The organism is Mesorhizobium sp. M0491, assembly GCF_040321265.1.
Taxonomy (GTDB): domain Bacteria; phylum Pseudomonadota; class Alphaproteobacteria; order Rhizobiales; family Rhizobiaceae; genus Mesorhizobium.
Window position 1 is genome coordinate 70,651 of record NZ_JAMYRE010000016.1, and the last position, 22,578, is coordinate 93,228.

A 22,578-nucleotide genomic window follows, 5' to 3' on the forward strand; every position below is an offset into this window, starting at 1 on the left:
GCTGTTGCCGGCGCGCCCTAAGAATCACTGATAGGAAACCAGCGTTGCACCATTTTCATGGCTGAAATCTGGCTTCACGCCAAGCATGGCAGCTGAACGCCTGATGATATTGCCGGCCATGACCCCCGCATTTGCGGCCGCGACATCCGTCATGCCAGGCTTTTCCGGGTGCGGGGCATCGGCAATGGTAAACACCAGATACTGCGGATCGTCCATCGGGAAGGCGGCGACGAAAGTGTTGAAATTCAAGTCCTTGGAGTAACGGCCATTGACGACCTTCTCGGCCGTTCCGGTCTTGCCACCAACGCGGTAGCCGGGGACTCTGGCGTTTCTGGCAGAGCCCTTTTCGGCATTGAGCGAATAGAGGTAGCGCATGCCTTCGACGGTCTTTTCGCTCACCACTCTCTTGGCGGTGGCCATCGCTTCCGCCTGCGTCCGCACCAGAAAGGTGGGGTTCATCAGGAAGCCGCCATTCATCAACGCCGCGCAGCCCACAGCCGCTTGCAGCGGCGTCGTCGACACGCCATGGCCGAAGGCGATGGTGAATGAATTGACCTGTTTCCAGACCTTCGGTTCAGTCGGACGGGCAGTCTCCGGCAATTCGGTCTGCATCCTGTCCAGAATGCCAAGGCGGTGCAGGAATTCGCGATGCCCCTCGATGCCGACCATCTCGGCTTCCCTGGCCGACCCGATATTGGACGAATAGAGGAACACCTCCGGCAACGACAGCACACGGTTCTTGCCGTGGAAATCGTGAATGGCCTGATGGCCGACCCGGATTGGATGCGAAGCATCGAAGCGGCTCGCCATCGTCGCCTTGCCGGAATCGAGCGCCATGGCGGATGTGAAGCTCTTGAAGGTCGAGCCCATCTCGTAGAGGCCCGCCGACATGCGATTCAGCCGGTCCTTGTCCTGTGCATTGTAGGGATTGTTCGGATCAAAATCCGGCACGGAAGCCATGGCCACCACTTCGCCGGTCTTGACGTTGAGCACGACGGCGCCGGCCCCCATGGCACGATAGCGCTCAAGGCCGGCGGCGATCTCGTCGCGCACCACATGCTGCACGCGCAGATCGATCGAAAGCTTTACCGGCTTGAGATCCTTGGCAATGGCAAGGCCCGATGCCTGCAAGTCGCTCAAGCCTTGCTCGTCCACATATTTCTCCATTCCGGAGATGCCCTGGTTGTCGATGTTGGTGAGGCCGACAATGTAGGACGAGGTCTCGCCGCTCGGATAGAAGCGGCGCTTTTCGGTGCGGAAGCCGAAACCGGGAATGCCGAGCTGCATGATGTCGGACTGTTGCTTGGGCGTCAGCTGCCGCTGCAGCCAGACGAAACCGGCGCCGCTCTTCAGCTTATGGTAGGTCTGCTCATAGTCGATGTCCGGAAGCACCGTCGACAGCTTCTCGATCGCCTCGTCGGCGTCGACAATGCGGCGCGGTTCTGCAAACAGCGACGCCGTCTTGATATCGGTGGCCAGCACTTCGCCGTTGCGGTCGACGATGTCGGGCCGCGACGCCGTCACCCGGCTCTGCGGACCGCCCGACATATCGGGGGTCTGGAAGCCGAGATAGACCAGCCGCCCTGATATGGTCGAGAAGATGCCGAAGAACACCGCCATCGTCATGACGATGCGCGTCCTGCCCTTGCCGCCGGTCGCCTTGCGGGCGCCCTCGACCACGATCGATCCATCCTCACTCGTCCTGGCGCGACGCTTCAGCAGTTTGCCGATCATTGGGCGATGCCTCCGGTCACGACGGGATCCTTACTGTCCGAAGGCGCTTGGTCGGAATTGTCGGCCATGCCGCCCTGGCGTCCCGACAGGATGTCCTGGATGTCAAGGGATTTGGCCGGCAGGTCGCCGATGCCGCCGATCTGACGAGCGCTGACCGGCTCGAGTTCGAGCTGCGACTTGTAGAGTTCAGCCAGCTTCTGCAGCCGCGACGGCTGGGTAAGCAGGCTCCAGTCGGCCTTGAGCAGGTCGATCGTGTCCTCCTCATAGCGTATCTGCGCATGGATCTTCTGCACCGAAGCCAATTGTTCCTCGGCCTCGCGCTTGGCCTTGTAGGTAAGGGCCGCGACCGCAACCATGACGGCGATCAGGACAATGTCGCTGGTACGAAACACGTGTTACCTCTCCCCCGGCCGGTCGATACCGGGAAGCTTTGGAAGGCCGAAAATCGAAAAATCACTGCCGCGCGCCGGCGCCTCGGTGCGGATCGCCGCGCGCAGCCTGGCCGAACGGGCGCGCGGATTGGCCGCCACCTCGGCGTCGCCGGCAGTCACGCCGCCGCCCGCCTTGCGGAACGTCGCGGTGCGCGCATGAGCCTCGGGCAGGTGACGTGAGCCGGTCGCAACATCGGCCCGGTCGGCGATGAAGCGCTTGACGATGCGGTCTTCCAGCGAATGGAACGTCACCACGGCGAGCCGACCGCCCGGCTTCAGCGCGCGTTCGGCCGCGAACAGGGCCTTGGCCAGTTCGCCAAGCTCGTCATTGACGAAGATGCGCAGCGCCTGGAACACGCGCGTAGCCGGATGGATCTTGTCCTTCGGCGCCCGGCCGATATGCGTCTCGATGGCATCGGCCAGTTCCAGCGTGCGCTCGAACGGGCGCTTTTCGCGGCGAGCCTCGATCATGCGGGCGATGCGCCCGGCATGACGCTCCTCGCCGAGGAAGCCGAAGATGCGGGCAAGATCGCCCGGCTTGAAGGAATTGACGACATCGGCAGCGCTGAGACCCGATTGCGCCATGCGCATGTCGAGTGGCCCGTCGGCGCGGAACGAAAACCCGCGCTCGGCCTGGTCGAGCTGCATCGAGGACACGCCGATGTCGAGCACGACACCCTCGGCGCTCTCGACATGTTCGTCCAGCGTCGAGAACGGCGCCTGCACCAGCCGCAGCCGGCCGCCGGACTGCGCTTCCAGATCGCGCCCGGCATCGATTGCATCCGGATCGCGATCGATCGCCACAACCGAGGCGCCCGTCGCCAGAATGGCCCTGGTGTAGCCGCCGGCGCCGAACGTGCCATCGATGATGAGGTCGCCCTGCGCCGGCGCCAGTGCTTCGAGCACTTCGGCAAGGAGGACCGGAATGTGGCGGGCCGATCCGCCAACGGCGTGCCCATCGACGGCGTGAGGAAGGTCATCGCCGTGGCCTGCCGTCATTCCGGTCGCTCCCCAGGCTTCGTCCCCTGCCGAAGCTGCAAAAGCCGTGCCCGCGCCTGCGCCCCATAGGCGGCAAGCCGTCCCGGCTCCCAGATCTGAAAGAAATTGCCGCGCCCGACAAAGGCCACTTCCGCCGAAATGCCGGTGTGTTCGCGAATGAAATCGCTCATCGTGATGCGGCCGTCCTGGTCGAGTTTCAAGAAGGTTCCGTCGCCATGGCAGAAGAACGACATATCGTCCGCGGTCTGCAGGAAGGGATCCTCGAGCGCGATGCGCTGCTCGTAGCGGTCGAGCAGATCGAGCCCGCCGACATCCATCGCCGGCAGATCCAGGCAGCGTAGCGCATAGAGTTCCGAATAGCCGCGTTTCTGCACGACGGCACGGAAATGCGCGGGAACGGACACCCGCCCCTTCGCATCGATCCTGCTCACCGAGTTTGACAGAAACCGGTCCATTACACGCTACGGCCGCTTGCGCCGCCGCACCCCTCTCCATCTTGTCGCCGGCGCCGCCGCGGCGCCTTCCCTGGCCCGTATCAGTCTCGTCCGCACGGGCAAAAACCGGCAAACGCGCAGCCGCCGCGGCTGCCCGATTGGCGTACGCTTTACCCTGACGCGGAACGAAGGCTTTGATGTCTGGATGGGATATCATGGGGCACTATGGGCGTCAACGGGAATAGGCTTCACAAACACGCGCGCCGCGACCAATGAGAACAGCCTCGACGACACGTCTCGTCTTTATCGTCTATTAAGCCTAACGAAGCGTTTAGAGCCGCTTGGCCCAACCGGACGCGCCTTGCCGCGCGCCGCTGCCGGGCATAGCGTCTCGCCACATCTCGTCGGTCGCAAACAGGGTTGGAAATTCGATGTCTGAAACAGCAAAGTCACGCGCTGCAGCACTTCCTCATCTGCGTCGCAGCGGGCTTGCCATGGGCGATTCCATTCCCCTGCCCCTGACCATGGCCGCCATTTTTCATGCGCCCGGCGACGCCACCGGCTTCAACCAGTATGGCCGCTTCAGCAACCCGACCTGGGACGCGGTCGAACATATGCTGGCTCATCTGGAGAGTGCGCCGTGCGTTGCCTTCCCTTCAGGAATGGCGGCAATCTCGGCGGCGTTTTTTGCCATGCTCAAGGCCGGCGACCGTATCCTGCTGCCTTCAGACGGCTATCACACGACGCGGGCTTTGGCCGATCGCTTCCTCAAGCCGCTCGGCATCACCTACGATGTCAGGCCGACCTCGACCTTCCTCGATGGCGGCTTCGATGGCTATCGGCTGGCGTTTGTCGAAACCCCTGCCAATCCGGGGCTGGATATCTGCGATATCGCCGCCGTTGCCGATGCTGTTCACAAAGCCGGCGCGATCCTTGTCGTCGACAACACGACCATGACACCCTTCGGCCAGCGGCCGCTCGACCATGGCGCCGATATCGTCGTTGCCGCCGACACCAAGGCACCCAATGGCCACTCCGACGTGCTGTTCGGCCATGTGGCCAGCCGCAATGCCGATATCATCGCCGCCGTGACCGGCTGGCGCGAAGTTTCCGGCAGCATTCCCGGACCATTCGAAGCCTGGCTGGTGCACCGCGGCCTGGAGACACTGGATGTGCGCTTCGATCGCATGTGTTCCTCGGCGGAAGTCATCGCGCGGCGGCTGCAGGGCCATCGGGCAATCAGCGGTCTGCGTTATCCCGGACTGGAAGGCGATCCGTCGCACAACCTTGCCCGCGCCCAGATGGAGCGCTTTGGCTTTCTCATTTCTTTCGAGCTCGCCTCGGAGGACAAGGCCGAGGATTTCATCAACAATTGCGCCTTGATGCAGGCCGCGACATCCTTCGGCGGCGTCCACACCTCCGCCGAGCGGCGCTTGAAGCGAGGCGATGCCGTTGCCGCCGGCTTCGTTCGCCTCTCGGTCGGCTGCGAGCCGGTGGACGAGCTCTGGAAGGCGATCGAGGCGTCACTGGACAAGATCGGCGGCTGACGAAACGGCTACGCGCCGACGTCATCGGCCTCGATGTTGCGCTTGCCATGCAGCACGCGGATTATTTCGATCGCATCGTCATCGACCCGGTACAAGGTGAGATAGTCGCCAACGACCAGATGACGGATGCCTGGCGCGATGTCGTCGCGCGGTGCGCCTAAGAAGGGATAGGTGCAGTTGCCGCCACCGCGCCTCGATGCGATCGAGCAACCGATCGGCCGCAGCCTCGCTGTCGCGTGCAACATGAAGCCAGATCGCGATCAAATCGTCTTCTGCGCGCGCATTCCGGACGATGGGCAGCAGATTCATGCCGCGTCGTCAGATCGCAGGCGTCTCCTCGCTTCAGCCTTGATGTCATCCATTGACGCAAATCGACCAGGCCCGCTGTCGATCCCTTCCTGCACCAGCTTGCGCAATTCCTCGACCGTGTAGCCATGCAGGTCGCGCCGGTCTTTCCACTGTCTGAGCGCGTCGCGGATCACTTCGCTGGCCGATGCATATTCGCCGGCGGCGACTACATCGTCCACCGCCGCCGCCAGTTCCGGCGACAGCGTGATGCTGCGTTTGTCGACCTGTCCCATGAGAAGCTCCCGATGCTCCTTGGCGACGTACGGTACGATTTAATCGCACCGGCTTCAAGCACTGGTCTGCCCTCCCTCGCATAGATGGGCGGACGAACAGGCTTGAATCAACAGGCGCGCCCGAGGGCGCAACCTGTTGATATCAAGAGACTTCTCTTCGATATCGCGGGAGAAAAAATTGCCAGCTGGCCTGTAAGCCGGGTTCTGTATGGCCCTCGCCCCTTGCGAGGCGAGAACGTGGCGGCCATTCATCTTGGGCGCATGTTGCCATGCGCCTCACGCAACCTACCCGGACGGTGAGCCGGAAACAGCCCTCGAGAGTTTCCCCTCGCACCGCCCCTATTCGGTCTTGCTCCCGGTGGGGTTTACCGTGCCGCTCCTGTTGCCAGTCGCGCGGTGGGCTCTTACCCCACCCTTTCACCCTTACCCCGAATCCGGCAAGCCGGATCGTGGCGGTTTGCTTTCTGTGGCACTTTCCCTGGGGTCGCCCCCGCCGGCCATTAACCGGCACCGTGTTTCCATGGAGCCCGGACTTTCCTCACCCACGACCTTTCGGCGTTTGCGGGTGCGGCCGCCCAGCCAGCTGGCAGAGCGTATAAAGGGGTTCACGCCCGAAAACGCAAACGAAAAAGCAGACTTATGCGGGCGATCCCAGCGCAGCCATCTGCACCTTCACCTTGCCGCAATAGGCTGCCGACACCGGGTTCATCCGCGTTGCGGCGTGGCCGGCATTGTATTTCAAAATCGTGCCGCAGGTCGTGCCGCCGCCGAGGCTCCGCGCCATGGCAAGGTATTTCATCCCGTATTTGATGTTGGTGTCGGGATCGAACAGACCCTTGGCGGAGCCGCTATAGCCCATCATCCGAGCCGTGGCCGGCTTGATCTGCATCAGGCCGATCTCGCCGGCGCCGCCGACGATGTTGGGCCGATAGTTGCTTTCGATCTGGATAACCGCCGAGGCGAGCGATACCGGAACGCCTTCGATCGCCGCATAGCGGGCAACGATTGCGGAATACTGCCCGCTGCTGGCCACCGTGGCCGCCGAGGCTGCCGCGTTCCGGACACCGATCGACGCCGTTGCCGTCATGTCGACGGTTTTTCGGCCACGCTTCGTCTGCTTTCTGGCGGACTTCTTCGGCTTGGACCAGCTTGCTTTTTCCATTTTCGCGGAAGCCCGCTTCGTCGCCTTGGCGTCCTGGCCTGCCTTGCCGCTTCTGGCCTGTGGGGCCTTGCCGCCTTTCGCGGATGCCACGACAGGCCCTTGATCGGCTCGCGGGCTGAGGGGCGCGGCATCTGCGGCACTGAAGGCAAAAGTCATTACGCCGGCAGCAAGAGCTGCCGTTAAAACGGTAAATTTCTGCATGTGATCCTGTTCTGTCTGAACCGCGCGAAGATGTTCGCGCAGCAACGCCTAACCAACGTCGGAACAACCCGGGGGCTTGGGGTCCGACATCTACACGTCAGCCGTTTGACGCCCGAATTGGTGTCAAACAAGGCCAGGCAAGTCACTTTGAGTGACAGCTTGTAACTTAAGGATTGGAAAGAATTGCTTGGAAGAGGCTTCCCGGGGGTCAGCGCCTCACGGAAGCAAGCAGCCTTTGCAGCGTCCGCAGCGTCGAGCCGTCGGCAACGCCGTCCACCTTGCGCGGCCGGAAATGACGCTGGAAGGCCTCGACCACCGCCTCGGTCTGCCGGTCGAAAACGCCGGATATTTCAACGCCATAACCGTAGAGCGCCAGCATCGACTGCAACGCTTCGACGTCGCCGCCGGTGTCGCCGGTTGTCAGAGTGGCGCCTCGCCTGACGGGTGCGGCCGCCACGAGATGACCGACACCGGCTTCGAACAGCGTCCGCCACGGAAACCTCTCGCCGGGATCGATCTTGCGCCCCGGCGCAATATCGGAATGCGCGAGTACCCGCTCGGCGGCGATCGAATGCCGACCGGCGATCCCACGGCACAGCCCGATCACCGCATCGATCTGCCGCCGGGGAAAACCGGGATAACCCAGCGAATGCCCCGGATTGACGATCTCGATGCCGACCGAACAGGAATTGATGTCGGCCCGTCCGAACCACGAACTCTTGCCGGCATGCCAGGCGCGGTCGCTTTCCCTGACCATCTGCACGATATGGCCATTCTCGTGGACGAGATAATGCGACGAGACCTCGCTGGCCGGGTCGCAAAGCCAAGCCTCGGCCCCGGCGCCGGTCGCCATACCGGTGTAGTGCAGCACGATCATGTCAGGCCTGGGCGTCTCGCGCCGCGGGCCGAAATTCGGCGATACCCTGACTTCGGCACGTGGCTCGTCGGGCAGAAAGCCGCTCATGCGTGGCGCAGGCCCCGCTCGATCATCTCGTAGGCGGCGTTGATCGCCGCCACCCTGGTGGTCGCGATCTTGATGAATTCCTGAGGCAGGCCGCGCGCGATCAGCCGGTCCGGATGATTGTCGGAAACCAGCTTGCGATAGCGTTTCCTGACCTCTTCGAACGGCTTGCCGCGCTCGATGCCAAGCACGACATAGGGATCCCCGGCGCCGAGATTGACGTGCCGCGCCATGATGGCCTCGTAATGCGCTTCGTCGATGCGGAAAATCTCGGCGATGCGGTGCAGGAAGTGGCCTTCGCGCTCGTGCACCAGCCCGTCGGCCTTGGCGATGTGGAACAGACCGTCGAGTATGTCTTCCAGCATCACGCAATTGGAATGCCCGGAACCGCACATCTGCGCCATCCGCTCGGCATAGGTCTCGAAACCGGCCACGTCGCGTTGGGCGAGATCGAACAGACGCGCCACATTGCGCGTCTCCTTCGGCGGCACTTCGAAGATTTCCTGGAACGCGCGCACCTCGTCCTGGGTGACGATGCCATCGGCCTTGGCCATCTTGGCCGACAGCGCGATCATCGCCACCGAAAAGGCGACACGCCGGCGCAAATCCGCATCGCCGGCGAAAACCGTGCGCACGGCCTCGACCACGTCGGCGACACCCGACGAGGCTGAGGATGAAACGCGGGTGATGAATTCGCCGAGGCGATCCCAAATCGACATGGCCTGCTTCTTAGAGCCACCGCCCGCTCCTATCAAGCCGGGACAGTGCCGCAGGCTTTGCGCGCAAATAGATCGGACTCGAACGCCACGGCGCTCGGACAATATGAAAAAGGCCGGCGCGAGCCGGCCTTTCTCATTCATCACACGAAGTACTGCTTGCTCACTACTGCGCGGGCGCAGGAGCTGGTGTTGCCGGAGCCGGCTCGGCAGGCTTCTCGGGTGTGATGCTCTTCGTGGTCGAATTATCCGTTGCCGGAGGCGTCGCGGCCGGCGGCGTGGCTTCCGGGGTAGCCGGCTTCATCGGTTCCTCGGCGGCCGGCGGATTGGTGCTCTGGGTGGTGGTATTGTCCGTACCGCTGTCACTGCAGGCGGCGACGCCAAGCAAGGCCAGAGCGGAAACGGACGCGAGAATGAGCTTTTTCATTTTGTCTCTCCTTCAACACACGCTCACGTTGCCGTGAGCGGTCGAAGGACAAATGCGTCAGACGACCATGAGTTTCGTAACGTTGCGTTTCCGCATGTAACATCGTCTGGTTCATTTGCGATTGCCGCTCGGGCCGTGGCCAACTAACAGAATGTGCCGAACCACCGATCGAACAGAAGAGCGACAGGGGCTGTCATGACCGAAAAATGGGATTTCTGGATCGACCGCGGCGGCACATTCACCGATATCATCGGCCGAGATCCGGAAGGCGGGCTGCACCCGCGCAAGCTTCTCTCCGAAAATCCCGAAGCCTATAACGATGCCGCCATCCAGGGCATTCGCGACCTCCTTGGCTTGTCGTCCGGAGACACGATCCCAAGCGGCCTGATCGGCGACATCAAGATGGGCACCACGGTCGCCACCAATGCGCTGCTGGAGCGCAAGGGCGACCGCGTGCTTTTGCTCATCACCAAGGGCTTTCGCGATGCGCTGAAGATCGCCTACCAGGCGCGCCCCGACATCTTCGCCAAGGAGATCGTCCTTCCCGAACAGCTCTACGAGCGCGTCATCGAAATCAACGAGCGTGTGCGCGCCGATGGCCGCGTCGAACAATTGCTCGACATCGCCGCCTGCCGGCCGGCGATCGAACAGGCCAGGGCCGACGGCATCGACGCCGTCGCCATCGTCTTCATGCATGCGTGGAAATACCCCGACCACGAGAAGGCCGTGGCAAAGGTCTGCCGAAAGCTTGGTTTCAGCCAGGTTTCGGTCAGCCATGAGGTCTCGCCGCTGATCAAGCTGGTCGGCCGAGGCGACACCACCGTGGTCGACGCCTATCTGTCGCCGATCCTGTCGCGCTATGTGCAAAGGGTGGCGGGCGAGCTGGGCGTGGCGCCAATCTCCCCCCTTGTGGGAGGTGAGGAGCGATCGGCCGAAGGCCGAGAAAAAACCAACGATTTGGCTTTTTCAGCGACGAACGCCCGGAGCCATAGCGAAGGGCAGTCGGCGAAGCCGACAGAGGGGGGCGCTGTCCCGCCAACGCCTTATTCTGTCACGCCCCCCTTTGCCCTGCCGGGCATCTCCCCCACAAGGGGGGAGATCGGCCAATCGCCTCGCCTCATGTTCATGATGTCGTCGGGCGGTCTCACCGCCGCCGACATGTTCCAGGGCAAGGACGCACTGCTGTCGGGGCCCGCCGGTGGCGTCGTCGGCATGGTCGAGACGGCCAGGCTCGCCGGCTTCGACAAGGTCATCGGCTTCGACATGGGCGGCACCTCCACCGACGTCGCCCATTATGACGGCGAATATGAGCGCGCCTTCGACACCGAGGTCGCCGGCGTGCGCATCCGCGCGCCGATGATGCGCATCCATACCGTCGCCGCCGGCGGCGGCTCGATTCTGCACTATGAGGCCGGCCGTTTTCGCGCCGGACCTGACTCGGCCGGCGCCAATCCCGGCCCGGCAGCCTACCGGCGCGGCGGCCCGCTCGCCGTCACCGACGCCAACGTCATGCTGGGCAAGCTGCAGCCCGATTTCTTTCCGGCAATATTCGGACCCGGCCAGGACGAACCGCTCGACGTCGAGACGGTGCGAGCAAAATTTGCAACACTCGCCGCCGAAATCGGCGATGGCCGGTCGCCCGAGACTGTCGCCGAAGGGTTCGTCACCATTGCCGTGGAGAACATGGCCAATGCCATCAAGAAGATCTCCGTGCAGCGCGGCTACGACGTCACCGAGTATCTCCTGAACTGCTTCGGTGGCGCCGGCGGCCAGCACGCTTGCCTGGTCGCCGACGCGCTCGGCATGGAGGCGGTGCTGATCCATCCCTTCTCTGGCCTGCTGTCGGCCTATGGCATCGGCCTGTCCTCGGTCTTTGCCTCGCGCCAGCAGGCGCTGCTAAAGCCGCTTGCCGAAGAGTCCAGAACAGAGATCGGCAGCCTCATTGCCATCTTGAGAGAAGCCGTCATCGCCGAACTCGCGGCGCAAGGCATCGGCGAGGATACGGTCGCCACGAAGCCGGTGCTGCACATTCGCTATGACGGCACCGACACGACACTGCCGGTGAATTTCGAGGCGGATTCGATTTTCCAGGCCAGGCGCGATTTTGAAATCGCCCACAAGGCGCAGTTCGGTTTCGTTTATGACGACAAGCCGATGATCGTCGAGACCGTCGGCGTCGAAGGCGCGGACACCGGCGGCACCGGGCGCGACGAAACTGAATCGCGAACCGAAGACCTTGCCGTAAGCCCTTCGCAAACCCGCGAAATCTTCACCGAAGGAGAGTGGCACACTTCACCCATCTTCCGCCGCGAGGCGCTGAAGCCGGGAAACAGGGTTGCGGGACCTGCCTTGATTATCGAGCCGAACCAGACAATCGTCATCGAGCCGGGCTGGCAGGCCGAAATCACCGCCAGGAACCATGTGCTCCTGCGCCGTGTCGAGAAAAAGCGCCGGCAGGCAGCGCTCGGCACCGAGGCCGATCCGGTCATGCTGGAGGTCTTCAACAACCTCTTCATGTCGATCGCCGAGCAGATGGGCGTGACGCTGCAGAACACCGCCTATTCGGTCAACATCAAGGAACGGCTGGATTTCTCCTGTGCCGTCTTCGATCGCACTGGCGCGCTGGTCGCCAATGCGCCGCATATGCCGGTGCATCTGGGCTCGATGGACCGCTCGGTCGAAACCATCATCCGGCTGAATTCCGGCGACATCCACCCCGGCGACGTCTTTGCCCTCAACGCGCCCTACAATGGCGGCACGCATCTGCCCGACATCACCGTGGTGACGCCGGTGTTCGACGACGCCCAACGCGAAATCCTGTTCTGGGCAGCCTCTCGCGGCCATCATGCGGATATCGGTGGCACGGCACCCGGCTCGATGACGCCGCTTGCCACCACGGTCGACGAGGAAGGCGTGCTGTTCGACAATTTCCGCATCGTCGATCGTGGAAAATTCCGCGAGAAGGAGCTGGAAACGCTGCTCACCGACCACCGCTACCCGGCCCGCAATCCGCACCAGAACATCGCCGACCTCAAAGCGCAGATCGCCGCCAACGAGAAGGGCGTCGCGGAACTGCGCAAGATGGTCGCGCATTTCGGCCTCGATGTCGTCGAGGCCTATATGGGCCATGTCCAGGACAATGCGGCTGAAAGCGTGCGCCGCGTGCTGGAGCGGCTGCCCGATAGTTCGCAGTACGAATACCCGACCGACACCGGCCAAATCATCAAGGTGAAGATCACGGTCAACCGGCAAAAGCGCGAGGCGACCGTTGACTTCACCGGCACGTCGCCGGTCATGAAGAACAATTTCAACGCGCCCGAACCCGTCGCCCGAGCGGCCGTGCTCTATGCTTTCCGCGTCATGGTCGAGGACATGATCCCGATGAATGCCGGCTGTCTGCGGCCAATCAACATCATCATTCCCGACGGCTGCATGCTGAAACCCGCCTACCCCGCCGCCGTCGTCGCCGGCAATGTGGAGACCTCGCAGCATGTCACCAATGCGCTGTTCGGCGCCATGGGCGCCATGGCCAACGCGCAAGGCACGATGAACAACCTGACCTTCGGCAACAAGACCTACCAATACTACGAGACGATCTGTTCCGGCTCGCCCGCCGGCCAGATGAACTCGGGCCGCGGCTTTGCCGGCACCTCCGGCGTCCATACCCACATGACCAACTCGCGCCTCACCGACCCGGAAGTGCTGGAATTGCGCTTTCCCGTGCTGCTCGAGGATTTCCACATTCGGGAAAACTCCGGCGGCAAGGGCAAATGGAGCGCCGGCGACGGCACCAAACGCACCATCCGCTTCCTCGAAAAGATGGAATGCGCGATCCTGTCCTCGCACCGCAACCGCCCGCCGCAAGGGCTGGATGGTGGCGGCGATGGCGAGGTCGGCTCGACCAAGGTCCGCCGCAAGGATGGCACGATCGACATGCTGAAAGCCTGCGACCAGACAGTGCTGCAGGCCGGCGACGCCGTCATCCTGACGACGCCGACGCCGGGCGGATTTGGCAAGCCGTGAAAAGATGCGTCAACAGGCTGTCACCGGCCTGTCATGACCCTGAGCTACCCGCTTGCGGCAAAGCAAATGGGGAATCATCTTGCCATGACGGACGTTTCCGCTGATCTGGTTTTTCGCCGCGGCAAGGAAGTTGGAAAGGCCGTCTACCAGAACCGCCCGCTGTCGAAGGCAGGCATTTCGGAGCGGCTGTTCGCCTTCCTGTTTTCCGGCCTCGTCTATCCGCAGATCTGGGAGGACCCCGATGTCGACATGGAGGCGATGCAGCTTGGCCAGGGCCACCGCGTCGTCACCATCGCCTCCGGCGGCTGCAACATCCTGGCCTACCTCACGCGCTCGCCGGCCCGGGTCGACGCCGTCGATCTCAACGCCGCGCACATCGCGCTGAACCGCATGAAGCTGGAGGCGGTGCGCCATTTGCCTTCACAGGGCGACCTGTTCCGCTTCTTCGGTGCCGCCGACACCAGCCACAATTCGGCGGCCTACGACCGCTTCATCGCACCGCATCTCGATCCGGTAAGCCGTCACTACTGGGAGCGCCGCAACTGGCGTGGCCGCCGTCGCATCACTGTGTTCGACCGCAATTTCTACCAGACCGGCCTGCTCGGCCTGTTCATCGCCATGGGCCACCGCACGGCAAAATTCTTCGGCGTCGACCCCGCCGGCATCATGCAGGCCCGCAACATCGGCGAGCAGCGCCGCTTCTTCAACGAGGAACTGGCGCCGGTCTTCGACAAGAAGCTTTTGAAATGGGCGACGTCGCGCAAGGCTTCGCTGTTCGGCCTCGGCATTCCACCGGCGCAGTACGATTCGCTGATCACTTCTGGCGACGGCACCATGGCCAGCGTGCTGAAAGCCCGGCTGGAAAAGCTCGCTTGCGATTTTCCGCTGGAGAACAACTACTTCGCCTGGCAGGCCTTCGCTCGGCGCTATCCGAACCCCGGCGAGGCCGCCCTGCCCGCCTATCTCGAAAAACAGAATTACCAGACCATCCGCGGCAATGTCGACCGCGTCGCCATCCACCACGCCAATCTGATCGAATTTCTCACCGGCAAGGACGCCGGCGCGGTCGACCGTTTCGTCTTGCTCGATGCGCAGGACTGGATGACCGACGATCAGCTCAACGCGCTGTGGGCGGAAATCACCCGCACCGCATCGGCCGACGCCCGCGTCATCTTCCGCACCGCCGCCGAACCCAGCCTGTTGCCGGGCCGAGTCTCCAGCTCGCTGCTCGACCAGTGGGACTATCAGGACCAGGCTTCGCGCGAATTTTTGGCCCGCGACCGCTCGGCCATCTATGGCGGCTTCCACCTCTACGTGAAGCGTGCGGCATGAGCACCAGCGAGTTGCCGGCCAGCCCCGAATTCAAGGCCAACCATGCCGAACTGATGGACCGCGTCTACCGCTGGCAGCGCCATATCTACGACCTGACCCGCAAATACTACCTGCTCGGCCGCGACCTAATGATCTCGGGGCTCGACGTGCCTGTCGGTGGCACCGTGCTGGAGCTCGGCTGCGGCACCGGCCGCAACATCATCCTGGCCGCGCGTCGCTACCACGACGCCGGCTTCTTCGGCCTCGACATTTCAGCCGAAATGCTGGAGACGGCCAGCGCCGCGATTGCCCGCGAGGGCCTGGTCGATCGTGTCACGCTCGCCCAGGGCGACGCCACGGGATTCGATGCCAAGGCGCTGTTCGGGCGCAACGGCTTCGATCGCGTCTTCGTGTCCTATTCGCTGTCGATGATCCCCGGCTGGGAAAAAACTGTGTCGGCAGCGCTGGCCGCGCTGTTACCGAACGGTTCGCTGCACATCGTCGATTTCGGCCAGCAGGAAGGCCTGCCCGGCTGGTTCCGGACCTTGCTGCGCGGCTGGCTGAAAAAATTCCACGTCGCGCCGCGTGAATCGTTGCGCGAAGTGCTGGAATCGGAATCGCGGCGAACCAGCGCAAGCTTCCGTTTCCGCACGCTTTATCGCGGCTATGCCTGGCTGGCGGTTATCAAGATCACTTCCTGAATATTGCCGTGGGAAAGGCACATAAAGGCGAAGCAGCCACGATCCGTTGGATCAACGTTGCCTTATGACCCCGAGAGCGGTACACTATCTCACATGCATGGAAGCATGTGGTGATCATCGGCTTCAGGGATGAATGGCTGCGGGCCTTCTTCGTGGAAGACACCCATTCTCGCAACATTCCGTCCGATCTCGAAAGCCGTTTGTTCCGCAAGCTCCAGATGATTGACGACGCGATGATCGATCAGGATTTGCGTGTGCCGCCCAGCAATCATTTCGAGAAGCTGCGTGGCATTCTCGAAGGCTTCCATTCAATACGCGTCAACAAGCAATGGCGGCTGATCTTCCGCTGGGACGGCGGCCGCGGTGAGGCGTCGGACATCTATCTCGACGACCACAGCTATAGATGAGGTGAGAACATGTTGATGACCGCACGCAAGCCAGCAACGGTTGGCGAAATTCTCACGGAAGAATTCATGCAACCGCTTGGCCTTACGCAGGCAGCTTTGGCCGAGGCGATGGGGGTCCAGCGCAAACATGTGAACGAATTGTGCAACGACCGCCGCAACGTGACGGCGGCGACCGCGCTCATTCTGGCACGGGTGTTCGGCAACAGCCCGGATTTCTGGTTGAACGTACAGCGCCGCAGCGATCTTTGGCAGGTCATGAACTCGCCCGACGAGCGGGCGCGGGTTGATCGCGCCAAGCCTTTGGCGACAGCTGCATAGACAAGAGTTACGGCGCGCTAGTCTAATGTAACGCCTTGATTAACGCCGCCACCATCGTCTGCGGCCGGTAGCCGAGCTTGGCCGGCGTTAGCCCCAGCCGCACGACCACCAGTTGCTCCGAGGGAATGATGGCTACCGTCTGCCCGTCATGACCTTCCATCCAGTAGGTGTCCTTGGGCAGGCCTGCGGCGACGCCGGCGCCGGGGTTTTCCTCATCGCCAGGGGCCTCGATCCACAACTGGCCCTTGCCGTAGACTTTCGAGGCAGCTGCCGGCTCCCGCATCCAGTCGACGAAGCCGGCCGGCAGGATCTGGTTGCCGTTCCACACCCCGCTTTGCAGCAGGAACTGGCCGAAGCGCGCCCAGTCATGGGCAGTCGCGTAGAGATAGGATGAGCCGACGAAGGTGCCTTGCTCGTCGGTCTCGAGCACCGCACTGTGCATGCCGAGCGGCTCGAACAGCGCCGTGCGAGGCCACGTCAGCGCCTTGGCCTTGTCGCCGATCGCGTCCTGCCAGAGGCGCGACAGCATCACCGCCGTGCCGCTCGAATAGGAAAACTGTTTGCTGACCTCTGCAGCCAGCGGCTTGGATTCGGCGAAGCCCGCCATGTCAGGTTCGAGATAGAGCATGCGCGTGACGTCGGCGACGTCGCCATAATCCTCGTTGAACTCCAGCCCGCTCGACATCGCCATCATGTCGGCGAGGCGGATGGCAGTGCGGCCGTCCGCCTTCCACGGCGCAAACAGGTTTTTGTCGTCGAAAGCCATCTTGCCGTCCTTGACCAGCGTGCCGACGATGGCGGCGTTCACCGTCTTGGTCATCGACCAGCCGAGCAGCGGCGTCTTGGCGGAAAAGCCATCGCCGTAGCGCTCGCCGACGACGCGGCCATTCTTGACCACCACCACCGCGCGCATGCCGGTGCCGGCCAGCGCCGCATCGTCCAGCAGCTTGGCAATCACCGGATCCTGTGATGCCTCGACGCGCTCGCCTTGCGGCCACAGGTCGCCCATGGTGGCCGCCGACGGCTCCGCTTGGATCGCGGTCCGCCGCGCCTTGCCTACATCGCCGTCCGGAACCGAAGCGCAGCCCAGCCCGTCACGGGCGACGGCGATGCTCTTGCCGAGGAAGCCGAACAGGCCCGCCGACACCGTTCCCCTGTTCTTGTCCACCGAAACCCGCATTAGCCGCAGCAGGGGATGCCCGGGCGCCTGCACGTCGACGGCAAGCACCTCATTGGGATCGCGGCCGGCAATGAAGACGTTCGAACAGACGATCTTGGCCGAGTAGCCCGAGCCGACCCTGATCAACTCCGGCGGCGCGATATAAAGCCAGGCAAAAAGGGCGGCGATCGCCAGAACGATCAGGCCAAGCAGCCATTTGACGATCTTGACCACGATCCGCATTTATTTCCTCCGGGCCCTGCGCGACCCTTATGTCATCGATTTGCCGCCATTGCTTCCGCAAATCACAATGCTTGTCGAGCGCCATCAACGGATTATCAACCATGATCGGCGATCACAGGATATGCTGAGCGATGCTGTGGGGCGATCGCTCGGAGGGGCCCCGATCACAAAACCGGCCATCAGTGTATAGACCCATCAGCGACCGGCTGAATCCGGCTCGGGAATTGCGATGCGCCGTCTTGCGGGCCTCATCATGCTGACGCTGCTTGGCGCCTGCTCGACCGTGGACGATCTCTCGCCGCTGTCGCCGTCCGCGTCGAGCAGCCCGACGGTTGCCGTGCGCGCGCCGCGCTTTGCCGATTCCAAGCCGCATGAATGGGAAAGCGGAGCGCCATGGAACTATGCCGTTCACGGCACCGACGTCTCCAAATACCAGACCTCGGTCGACTGGACGGCGGCCAGGGCCGGCGGCATTTCCTTCGCCTTCATCAAGGCGACCGAGGGCGGCGATCGCTTCGATGAGTATTTCAACGAGCATTGGACCCGCACGAAAGCTGCCAGCGTTCCGCGAGCCGCCTATCACTTCTACTATTTCTGCACCCCGGCTGCCGTGCAGGCGCGCTGGTTCATCCGCAACGTCCCCGTCGACCGCTCGGCGCTGCCGCCGGTCCTCGACATGGAATGGAACCCGCAATCGCCGACCTGCAGGCTGCGTCCCGACGCTGCCACGGTGCGCGCGGAGATGACTACCTTCCTTGAAATCGTCGAACGGCACTACGGCAAGAAGCCGATCATCTACACCTCGATCGACTTCTTCGACGATAACGAGTTGTCGAGCTTTCGCGGCTATCCCTATTGGCTGCGCTCCGTCGCCGGCCATCCGCGTGAGAAATACGGCAGCCACCCCTTCACCTTCTGGCAATACACGGGAACCGGCATCGTTCCGGGCGTAAGCGGCAAGTCCGACATCAACGTCTTCAACGGCAGTGAAGCCGCCTGGAACAAGTGGCTGCGGCAGAACACCCGTTGACACCGGGCCTGCCGCCTGCTTTTCGACACAGCCAGCGGTGAAAAGTGCAACCGCCAGTAATTCAGGGCGTTGGGCTTCCGGGGAGCACAACAACTGCCCGCTATTCGTTTCGAGAGGAAGCTGATGCGACTGCGTTCCAAAGTCCTCGCGGCTGCGCTGACCCTGTGCGCCACGGCCTTGCCGGCGATGGCGCAGGAATGCGGCGGCGACTTCGAATCCTGGAAGCAGGGCGTCGCTGCGGAAGCCAAGGCGGCTGGCGTAGGTACAGCGGGTCTCGACGCCCTTGGAGCGGCAACCTTCGACGACAAGGTGTTGGCACGCGACCGCGCCCAGGGCGTCTTCACCCAAACCTTTGTCGAGTTTTCCAACCGCATGATCTCGGCCTATCGCCTGAAGCAAGGTGCGGCAAACCTGAAGAAATACGCCGACGTCTTCGCCCGCGCCGACCAGCAGTTCGGCGTCCAGGCGCCGATCATCGCCGCTTTCTGGGCGCTGGAGACCGATTTCGGCGCCGTGCAGGGCGACTTCCACACGCTGAGCGCCCTGGTGACGCTTTCCCATGATTGCCGCCGGCCGCAGCTCTTCCGGCAGCAGCTGGTGCCGCTTCTGGAGCTGATCGATCGCGGCGTGCTGCCGGCCGATGTCAGGGGCGCCTGGGCCGGCGAGATCGGCCAGACGCAGATCCTGCCCTCCGACTATCTGGCACGCGGCGTCGACGGCGACGGCGACGGCAAGATCGACCTGCGCGGCAGCGTGCCCGATGTGATCATGACCACCGCCAACAAAGTGCTGTCGCGCGGCTGGAAACGCGACCAGCCCTGGATCCAGGAAGTCCGCGCGCCCGAAGACATGCCGTGGGACCAGACCGGCCGCACCAACAAGCTGCCGCTGTCGCAGTGGGCGCAATGGGGCGTCACCTACCCTAGCGGCGCGCCGCTGGTCGACAACGGCCTGAAAGCAGGCCTGGCGCTGCCGATGGGCCGCAAGGGGCCTGCCTTCCTCACCTACGACAATTTCGACGTCTATCTCGAATGGAACCAGTCCTTCACCTATGCGCTGACGGCAGCCAACCTTGCCGCACGACTCGCAGGCGCGCCGCCGCTCGACCCGCGCAATCCCGAAACCGGCCTCAACAACGAGCAGATGAAGGCGTTGCAGACCAAGCTGGAAGCCAGGGGCTACGATGTCGGCACTGTCGACGGCATTTTGGGTACCAACACCCGCGAGGCGATCCGCAAGGAGCAGATGCGGCTAGGCCTGCCGGTGGATGGCTGGCCGACGCCGGAGCTATTGGGGAAATTTTAGGGCAGTAGGCAGTAGGCAGTAGGCAGTAGGCAGTAGGCAGTAGGCAGTAGGCAGTAGAAAATTACTCCGAAAGCCGTGCCTGCCACCCCTATTCCCTATTCCCTATTCCCTATTCCCTATTCCCTAATCCGCCATCGTCTCCAGACTCGCAAACCCCTGCGGCGCGTCGCCCTCGTCGAACGGCGTCGTCACCTCGACGAAGGTGTCGGGGTAAAACCCGTTGAATCGGGTCCTCAGCGACAGCGAATAGGCGCCGATATGGCCGATCTCGATCCAGTCGCCGGTATCGACCGTTTCCGGCAGCCAGAATGGCCGCGACAGGATGTCGACGGAATCGCAGGTCGCGCCGCAGACCTTGAACGGCACGATGTTCTTCTCCTCGCCATTGCGCGAGCGGATCGCAGGATCGGGAATGAAGCGGGCCGGCAGCGTGATCTTGCCGGTCCATGAATCCGACAGCGACGCCCAGATGCCGTCATTGATGTAAAGCCGCTTGCCCTTGCGCAGCAGCACCCGCACGATCAGCGACAGGCAGCGCGCCACGATCACCCTGCCCGGCTCGGCCACCAGCGGCATCTGGTCGAACTGATACTCTTTCAGATCGCCCGAAAGCCGCGACATGATCTGGCCGAGCGACGGCATCTCGATCTGCTTGCGGTTGGGATCGTGGCCGTATTCGGCGGGGAAACCGCCGCCGACGTCGAGCCCTGCAATATCGAAGGTCAGCCGGTTGCGCACCCAATCGGCGGAAGCCAGCGCCCGCTCATAGGTGTCGGGATCCTCGATCTGACTGCCGACATGGAAACACAGACCAACCTTGTAGCCGGTGCGGTTGAGCCGCTCGGCCAGTTCGACCGCATAGGCCGGCCCGGCGCCGAACTTCTTCGACAATTCGTAGGCGGCATGCCCCTTGGTCTGCACCCGCACGAACACGCTGATCGAGCCCGGATCGATGTCGAGCGCCCGCACCACTCGCGTCAGCTTGGTGATCTCGTCCTCGTGATCCAGCGAAATGACGCGGATGGCGTATTTCTCCAGCGCCAGCTTGATGTCCGACTGCGCCTTGACCGGATGCATGTAGAGCATCTCGGCATCCGGAGAGACCGCGCGCACGGCGGCGAACTCGCCCGGCGAAGCGACGTCGAAAGCCTTGACACCGGCTTCGACCAGGGTCTTCAGCACGATCTGCTCGCCATTGGTCTTGACCGCATAGGCGGTCTTGCCGGGGAACATGCCCATGAACTGCCTGGCATCCGCCATCAGCACTTGCGGGCGGAAGCAATAGACCGGATCGTCCGGACGAAGCGCCAGTGCCGCCTCGCGGGCATTTTCGAATCGCTGCATCGACGAATCCTTGACCTAGCCTGCGCACAATTAATCCAAGCTAGCGGCTAATGAAAACAATTCTGTGTCTCGTGCGGCTGACGCAGCGGCGCTAGGTCTTTGCCAGCAACGTTTGCCAGCGATCAGGTTTCGGGTGGCCCTTGTCACTGGCGCCGATATGGCTTCTGCCTGAGTGACTGGCATTCAGGCAGTCTGGGAGGGCGACTCACATGGCAATGGCCGCGACATCCGCACCACGCGGGCCGATGGTGCTCAAGGATTGGGGGCAACTCCTGCTGCTCGGCGCGATCTGGGGCGGCTCGTTCTTCTTTGCGCGCATCGCGGTGGCGGAACTCCCCCCGCTGGTGCTGGTGCTGTTTCGCGTCGCCATCGCCGCGATCGCACTGCAGATCTATCTCGGCCTGCGCGGTCCGTCCTTCCGCCTCGCGCTTCCGCATGCAGGCCTGTTCTTCCTGCTGGCGCTCACCAACAATGTCGTGCCCTTCTCGCTGATCTTCGCCGGCCAGACGGAGCTTGGCGCCGGCATCGCCTCGGTGCTCAACGCGACGACGCCATTCTGGACGCTGATCCTCGCCAACGCGCTGACATCCGACGAAAAGCTCTCCTGGAACAAGCTCGCCGGCATTGCGCTCGGCATCGCCGGTACGGCCGTCATGATCGGCCCCGGCCTGCTTACCGGGCTCGGCGGCCCGGTCTGGGCCAAGTTCGCGCTGATCGGTGCTTCGCTGTCCTATGGTATTGCGCTGATGGTCGCCCGCCTCTTCAAGGGCGTGCCCTCACCGGTCATCGCCACCGGACAGTTGACGGCGTCGACCATCATCATGATCCCGATCGTGCTCTTCACCTACGGTCCATCCGGCCTGTTCTCGGCCTCGCCCCCGGTCTGGGCGGCGGTGCTGGCGCTGGCGCTTCTGTCCACCGCCTTCGCCTACATCCTCTATTTCAACCTCGTCGCCTCGGCCGGCGCGACCAACGCCTCGCTGGTCACGCTTGTCGTGCCGGCCAGCGCCATGCTGCTCGGCTTCCTGTTCCTTGGCGAGCGGCTGGAGCTGTTCGAAATCGGCGGCGTGGTCCTGATCGCGCTCGGCCTCGTCACCATTGACGGGCGGTTGTTCGGCCGACGTTAGAGCGCCGCGCGTCCACTGGACGCGCAAAGAATGCTCTAACCGCCTAATTGCCCCCGCATCGCGAAAGCCGAATTCGGCTTTCGCGGGGGTAGCGCTGCCATGACACAGCAGCGACACGAGCGGGCCACATTTTATTCACAGGTCTGAAGCCGGTTTTTGCCTAGGAGTTTCAAAGCCTAACGGCAAAAGACATGTCGCGGATTTCACAATCACGTCGCAATGCAGCACATTTTCCGCTTGCCTGTGGCACAAATGAACCTAGACTCCATGACATAGCTCTTTAAGAGGAGGCTATGTCATGGGACTTACGAGGCCTATCAACGCATTGATGATCTGTGCTGCGTTCGCCTTTATCGGAGCCCTTATTATGGGCTTCCTTCCCTGACCGCCAAAGCGGGGAAGACCAGCACCCAAATA

20 protein-coding genes, 1 other RNA gene and 1 pseudogene are annotated in these 22,578 nt (G+C 63.0%); 9 read left to right on the forward strand and 13 right to left on the reverse strand.

Features of this window, described 5'->3' with window-relative positions:
- Window positions 1-24: 24 nt before the first annotated feature.
- The 4 genes from NKI69_RS21325 to mraZ are packed head-to-tail and all read right to left on the reverse strand — an operon-like array spanning window position 25 to window position 3,619.
- Window positions 25-1,734: a peptidoglycan D,D-transpeptidase FtsI family protein gene (locus NKI69_RS21325; RefSeq protein WP_023813146.1), complete on the reverse strand. Its 1,710-nt coding sequence runs from the start codon at window positions 1,732-1,734 to the stop codon at window positions 25-27.
- Window positions 1,731-2,126 (reverse strand): cell division protein FtsL, encoded by a 396-nt coding sequence (gene ftsL, locus NKI69_RS21330; protein WP_023813147.1) that lies wholly within the window; start codon window positions 2,124-2,126, stop codon window positions 1,731-1,733. Before ftsL ends, NKI69_RS21325 begins: the two co-directional genes overlap by 4 nt.
- 3 nt (window positions 2,127-2,129) lie before the next feature.
- On the reverse strand, window positions 2,130-3,164 hold the full coding sequence (gene rsmH, locus NKI69_RS21335) for a 16S rRNA (cytosine(1402)-N(4))-methyltransferase RsmH (protein WP_023813148.1): 1,035 nt from the start codon (window positions 3,162-3,164) through the stop codon (window positions 2,130-2,132).
- A complete protein-coding gene (mraZ, locus tag NKI69_RS21340) occupies window positions 3,161-3,619 on the reverse strand; it encodes a division/cell wall cluster transcriptional repressor MraZ (RefSeq protein ID WP_023813149.1) in 459 nt (152 codons plus the stop codon). The genes rsmH and mraZ overlap by 4 nt, the downstream gene beginning before the upstream one ends.
- Window positions 3,620-4,029: 410 nt before the next feature.
- Here mraZ and NKI69_RS21345 point away from each other — a divergent pair, with 410 nt between their 5' ends.
- Window positions 4,030-5,145 (forward strand): cystathionine gamma-lyase, encoded by a 1,116-nt coding sequence (locus NKI69_RS21345; RefSeq protein ID WP_023813150.1) that lies wholly within the window; start codon window positions 4,030-4,032, stop codon window positions 5,143-5,145.
- Between the two features lie 8 nt (window positions 5,146-5,153).
- On the opposite strand, the pseudogene NKI69_RS21350 reads toward NKI69_RS21345, so the two are convergent.
- From NKI69_RS21350 to NKI69_RS21380, 7 genes and pseudogenes are all read right to left on the reverse strand, one after another.
- Window positions 5,154-5,454: pseudogene (locus tag NKI69_RS21350) on the reverse strand (type II toxin-antitoxin system RelE/ParE family toxin).
- Window positions 5,451-5,726 (reverse strand): type II toxin-antitoxin system ParD family antitoxin, encoded by a 276-nt coding sequence (locus tag NKI69_RS21355; protein WP_023813151.1) that lies wholly within the window; start codon window positions 5,724-5,726, stop codon window positions 5,451-5,453. Before NKI69_RS21355 ends, NKI69_RS21350 begins: the two are co-directional and overlap by 4 nt.
- 177 nt (window positions 5,727-5,903) lie before the next feature.
- Window positions 5,904-6,313, reverse strand: an RNA gene (gene rnpB, locus NKI69_RS21360) — RNase P RNA component class A.
- A 50-nt stretch (window positions 6,314-6,363) separates the two neighbouring features.
- Window positions 6,364-7,089, reverse strand: a complete 726-nt coding sequence (locus NKI69_RS21365; RefSeq protein ID WP_023813152.1) for a lytic transglycosylase domain-containing protein — start codon at window positions 7,087-7,089, stop codon at window positions 6,364-6,366.
- Window positions 7,090-7,297: 208 nt separating this feature from the next.
- Window positions 7,298-8,053, reverse strand: coding sequence for an N-acetylmuramoyl-L-alanine amidase (locus NKI69_RS21370; protein WP_128303484.1), 756 nt, complete (start codon window positions 8,051-8,053; stop codon window positions 7,298-7,300).
- Complete coding sequence (locus tag NKI69_RS21375) at window positions 8,050-8,769, reverse strand: J domain-containing protein (protein ID WP_023813154.1); 720 nt, start codon at window positions 8,767-8,769, stop codon at window positions 8,050-8,052. The genes NKI69_RS21370 and NKI69_RS21375 overlap by 4 nt, the downstream gene beginning before the upstream one ends.
- A gap of 163 nt (window positions 8,770-8,932) precedes the next feature.
- The gene (locus tag NKI69_RS21380; protein ID WP_081734943.1) at window positions 8,933-9,193 is read right to left on the reverse strand and encodes a hypothetical protein; all 261 of its coding nucleotides are present in this window, start codon (window positions 9,191-9,193) and stop codon (window positions 8,933-8,935) included.
- Window positions 9,194-9,388: 195 nt separating this feature from the next.
- On the opposite strand from NKI69_RS21380, the gene NKI69_RS21385 reads away from it, so the two are divergent.
- The 5 genes from NKI69_RS21385 to NKI69_RS21405 all read left to right on the forward strand — a co-directional run bounded on the left by NKI69_RS21385 (window position 9,389) and on the right by NKI69_RS21405 (window position 15,953).
- Entirely contained in the window at window positions 9,389-13,216 is a 3,828-nt protein-coding gene (locus tag NKI69_RS21385) for a hydantoinase B/oxoprolinase family protein (protein WP_023813156.1), read from the forward strand.
- A gap of 33 nt (window positions 13,217-13,249) precedes the next feature.
- Complete coding sequence (locus NKI69_RS21390) at window positions 13,250-14,548, forward strand: BtaA family protein (RefSeq protein ID WP_352611280.1); 1,299 nt, start codon at window positions 13,250-13,252, stop codon at window positions 14,546-14,548.
- Entirely contained in the window at window positions 14,545-15,228 is a 684-nt protein-coding gene (locus NKI69_RS21395; protein ID WP_352722490.1) for a class I SAM-dependent methyltransferase, read from the forward strand. The genes NKI69_RS21390 and NKI69_RS21395 overlap by 4 nt, the downstream gene beginning before the upstream one ends.
- A 110-nt stretch (window positions 15,229-15,338) precedes the next feature.
- The gene (locus NKI69_RS21400; protein ID WP_127267190.1) at window positions 15,339-15,635 is read left to right on the forward strand and encodes a type II toxin-antitoxin system RelE/ParE family toxin; all 297 of its coding nucleotides are present in this window, start codon (window positions 15,339-15,341) and stop codon (window positions 15,633-15,635) included.
- Window positions 15,636-15,644: 9 nt separating this feature from the next.
- Window positions 15,645-15,953: a HigA family addiction module antitoxin gene (locus tag NKI69_RS21405; RefSeq protein ID WP_023813159.1), complete on the forward strand. Its 309-nt coding sequence runs from the start codon at window positions 15,645-15,647 to the stop codon at window positions 15,951-15,953.
- Between the two features lie 22 nt (window positions 15,954-15,975).
- Here the strand turns inward: NKI69_RS21405 and NKI69_RS21410 are convergent, their stop codons facing one another.
- Complete coding sequence (locus NKI69_RS21410) at window positions 15,976-17,355, reverse strand: serine hydrolase domain-containing protein (RefSeq protein WP_352630882.1); 1,380 nt, start codon at window positions 17,353-17,355, stop codon at window positions 15,976-15,978.
- 229 nt (window positions 17,356-17,584) lie between these two features.
- Between NKI69_RS21410 and NKI69_RS21415 the strand changes: the two genes are divergently transcribed.
- Together NKI69_RS21415 and NKI69_RS21420 are read left to right on the forward strand one after the other, a co-directional pair.
- On the forward strand, window positions 17,585-18,385 hold the full coding sequence (locus NKI69_RS21415; RefSeq protein WP_352722491.1) for a glycoside hydrolase family 25 protein: 801 nt from the start codon (window positions 17,585-17,587) through the stop codon (window positions 18,383-18,385).
- A gap of 123 nt (window positions 18,386-18,508) precedes the next feature.
- On the forward strand, window positions 18,509-19,690 hold the full coding sequence (locus tag NKI69_RS21420) for a lytic murein transglycosylase (RefSeq protein ID WP_128303477.1): 1,182 nt from the start codon (window positions 18,509-18,511) through the stop codon (window positions 19,688-19,690).
- A 123-nt stretch (window positions 19,691-19,813) separates the two neighbouring features.
- Here the strand turns inward: NKI69_RS21420 and NKI69_RS21425 are convergent, their stop codons facing one another.
- Window positions 19,814-21,034 (reverse strand): alanine racemase, encoded by a 1,221-nt coding sequence (locus tag NKI69_RS21425; protein ID WP_013530936.1) that lies wholly within the window; start codon window positions 21,032-21,034, stop codon window positions 19,814-19,816.
- A 209-nt stretch (window positions 21,035-21,243) separates the two neighbouring features.
- On the opposite strand from NKI69_RS21425, the gene NKI69_RS21430 reads away from it, so the two are divergent.
- Window positions 21,244-22,161, forward strand: a complete 918-nt coding sequence (locus NKI69_RS21430; RefSeq protein ID WP_352442220.1) for a DMT family transporter — start codon at window positions 21,244-21,246, stop codon at window positions 22,159-22,161.
- Window positions 22,162-22,578 lie beyond the last annotated feature (417 nt).

Bases quoted from the DNA above. Each gene is read 5' to 3' on its own strand.
- NKI69_RS21325 (WP_023813146.1), bottom strand. From the start codon at position 1,734: ATGATCGGCAAACTGCTGAAGCGTCGCGCCAGGACGAGTGAGGATGGA.
- rsmH (WP_023813148.1), bottom strand. From the start codon at position 3,164: ATGACGGCAGGCCACGGCGATGACCTTCCTCACGCCGTCGATGGGCAC.
- mraZ (WP_023813149.1), bottom strand. From the start codon at position 3,619: ATGGACCGGTTTCTGTCAAACTCGGTGAGCAGGATCGATGCGAAGGGG.
- NKI69_RS21345 (WP_023813150.1), top strand. From the start codon at position 4,030: ATGTCTGAAACAGCAAAGTCACGCGCTGCAGCACTTCCTCATCTGCGT.
- NKI69_RS21355 (WP_023813151.1), bottom strand. From the start codon at position 5,726: ATGGGACAGGTCGACAAACGCAGCATCACGCTGTCGCCGGAACTGGCG.
- NKI69_RS21365 (WP_023813152.1), bottom strand. From the start codon at position 7,089: ATGCAGAAATTTACCGTTTTAACGGCAGCTCTTGCTGCCGGCGTAATG.
- NKI69_RS21370 (WP_128303484.1), bottom strand. From the start codon at position 8,053: ATGAGCGGCTTTCTGCCCGACGAGCCACGTGCCGAAGTCAGGGTATCG.
- NKI69_RS21375 (WP_023813154.1), bottom strand. From the start codon at position 8,769: ATGTCGATTTGGGATCGCCTCGGCGAATTCATCACCCGCGTTTCATCC.
- NKI69_RS21380 (WP_081734943.1), bottom strand. From the start codon at position 9,193: ATGAAAAAGCTCATTCTCGCGTCCGTTTCCGCTCTGGCCTTGCTTGGC.
- NKI69_RS21385 (WP_023813156.1), top strand. From the start codon at position 9,389: ATGACCGAAAAATGGGATTTCTGGATCGACCGCGGCGGCACATTCACC.
- NKI69_RS21390 (WP_352611280.1), top strand. From the start codon at position 13,250: ATGACCCTGAGCTACCCGCTTGCGGCAAAGCAAATGGGGAATCATCTT.
- NKI69_RS21395 (WP_352722490.1), top strand. From the start codon at position 14,545: ATGAGCACCAGCGAGTTGCCGGCCAGCCCCGAATTCAAGGCCAACCAT.
- NKI69_RS21405 (WP_023813159.1), top strand. From the start codon at position 15,645: ATGTTGATGACCGCACGCAAGCCAGCAACGGTTGGCGAAATTCTCACG.
- NKI69_RS21410 (WP_352630882.1), bottom strand. From the start codon at position 17,355: ATGCGGATCGTGGTCAAGATCGTCAAATGGCTGCTTGGCCTGATCGTT.
- NKI69_RS21415 (WP_352722491.1), top strand. From the start codon at position 17,585: ATGCGCCGTCTTGCGGGCCTCATCATGCTGACGCTGCTTGGCGCCTGC.
- NKI69_RS21420 (WP_128303477.1), top strand. From the start codon at position 18,509: ATGCGACTGCGTTCCAAAGTCCTCGCGGCTGCGCTGACCCTGTGCGCC.
- NKI69_RS21425 (WP_013530936.1), bottom strand. From the start codon at position 21,034: ATGCAGCGATTCGAAAATGCCCGCGAGGCGGCACTGGCGCTTCGTCCG.
- NKI69_RS21430 (WP_352442220.1), top strand. From the start codon at position 21,244: ATGGCAATGGCCGCGACATCCGCACCACGCGGGCCGATGGTGCTCAAG.